Genomic DNA, 2,243 nt, shown 5'->3' with positions numbered 1-2,243 from the left:
GTCGGCTGTCGTCCGGCGCGCAGGGAGGCGCCGGGCGGGGGTCGGGTGGTGCGGTGCACGTGGTGTGCGGTCGGCGGGGTGGCGGGGCCACCAGCAGCCGAGGCCGTCGGCGCGCGCCGAGTTGAGCGGCTCGGGGCACCGGCGACGTTGGTTGCTGGTTCGTGCGCGGCGATGCCGCGCGGTGATCTCTGGACGCGAGGCTGCTTCTCCCGGGGAGATCCGTCCGGGCGTCGTTGCAGCGTCAAGGTCGGTCGCGTCGTTCTTTTGAGCCGGTTGCGCGGTACGTCGTGGGCGTGCGCCCTTTCTCGGCCGGCTGGTCTCCACTCGCCCAGCCGGCGGACCCGCCTTTCGATGGTGTGGTCACGGCTGTCGTGCGTGCGGTGAATCGCGCTGTGCAGTTGTTGGACGTTGTCGGCGCTTGCCGCAGGACATCTGCGGGTCGTCCGACGCAGTGGTGCAGCCGTCTGCCAGCGCGGTGCCGCATCCCGTACTGCTCCTGGGGCGGTTGGCGATGCAGGCGGGGAACCGCAACCGCCGCCTCAGGCACGCGTGCTGCGCCTGGATATGCAGGCAAAACACACGGGCAGAGGCAGGCAGTCGTGCAACCCCTGGGTGCTGGGCTGCTCGGTGCCGATCACAGCTAAGCAGAAGTTCCGTAAGGAACTCAAGAGGTTCCGTAAGGAACTTTCTGTCGCTATGGTTCACGCGCCAGAGTCTGGCTTCGTCACACGCCGTTCCGCCCCGTACGATCAGGGTCCGACGGGAGAGCTGGGAGGAGCGGTATGACTGACGCGTCGAGCGCGCAGCGCATGTTTGTGGACATCGCTGAACAGCTCCGGTCGGACATTGCCCAGGGCGTCTATGTCGATGGTGAGCGACTGCCGGGCGAGGATGATCTCGCTGCGAACTTCGGGGTTGCGAGCCGGACCATCAACCGCGCCGTGGACCTCCTCAAGAACGACGGGCACGCCCTCGGGCGGCGCGGTTCCGGTGTGTACGCGCAGACCCCGCTGGCGATCAGGTATGAACCGTGTCCCGATCCCGCCGAGCCCCACGGCAGGGCAGGTGCCTGGGCCGCGGGCGAGCCCCGGGCTTTCGACATCGACCTGATCGGTGTCTCCTCCGAGCAGCCGCCGGCGGGCATCGCATCCGTACTGGGACTCGGCACGAAGCAGGGGGCCCTGACCTGGAAGGCACGGTTCTCCGTCCAAGGCCGGCCCGTGATGCTGACGCGCACGTTCGTTCCTGCCGGGCTCGCCCCCGCGACCTGTACGGCCAAGGATGACGCCTCCCCCCGCCGGTTGACCGTCCTACTGTCCGACCTCGGGCTTTCCCCTGCGGAGGGTGTGGTGGAAACCCGGGGAAGGGCTCCCTCCGGAGAGGACTGCGACCTTCTCGAGATCCCGGTCGGACGCTTCGTGCTCGACTCCCGCGTGACCGTCTGGGACGCCCAGAAACGAGCGCTGGCCGTCGAGCAGACCGTGATGGACACCGCTGCCTTCGTCGTGGCCCACTCCATCAACCTGGGCGAGGCCAGGTAGCGGGCCCCGGCCCCAATGCTGTTCACCCTCGACGGACGTCCGGCCGCCCACGCGGCCCGCGTCCCTGGGCAATCTGTGCCCAGGCGCTGCCCCTCGAATGGCATCCCGTGCGGCATCTGCACGTCTACTCCCTTCGCTCCCGGCTGCTGAATCGCGTAGCAAGCAGCCTGGCGAAGAGGAAGATCACCACACAAGGTCCATGTGGATACTCGCAGTGGGTACACTCGGCGATCGCCGCCGGTGCAGGAGTGTGCCCATGCAGGAACAGGAGCAGGTAGCGATCCCGGAGCGAATCCTCCGCGATCCCCAGATGATTGAGGCGTGCAAGTCCCGCGACTTCACAGCCCTGTTCAGCATCGCGCGGAGAGCGGGGATCTATCCCTCGCAGATCGCGCGCGCATGCAAGATGACCCCCAGCCGCGTGGGCGAGATCATCTCCGGACGGCGAGCCATCGAGAAGATGGAGCTCATCGAGCGCGTCGCAGACGGACTCCACATCCCCGGACGTCTCCTGGGCCTGGCTGACCGCCCCTGGGAGGCCTCGTCCACCCCTTCTCAGCAGCCAATGAGAAGAATCGATCCTGCGAGATCGTCAGTCCGTGCAAACCCACCTGCTCCACCTCCGCCACACGCACCCGAACTGCCCCTGCCAGAGGACCAACGGGCCCGGGGGCGTGAGTTGGCGACCGCCAGAGCCGCAGA

The 2,243-nt window shown here is 67.9% G+C and carries 1 protein-coding gene; it reads left to right on the top strand.

All coding sequences use genetic code 11. The features are described 5' to 3' along the window. Positions 1-782: 782 nt before the first annotated feature. Positions 783-1,541, top strand: a complete 759-nt coding sequence (locus P3H78_RS33060) for a GntR family transcriptional regulator (RefSeq protein WP_276112866.1) — start codon at positions 783-785, stop codon at positions 1,539-1,541. The last annotated feature ends 702 nt before the right edge of the window (positions 1,542-2,243 follow it).

Source organism: Streptomyces tropicalis (genome assembly GCF_029269835.1).
Classification (GTDB): Bacteria; Actinomycetota; Actinomycetes; order Streptomycetales; family Streptomycetaceae; genus Streptomyces; species Streptomyces tropicalis.
The sequence above is the reverse complement of the archived record's forward strand: the minus strand, read 5'-3'. Positions and strand labels throughout refer to the sequence as shown.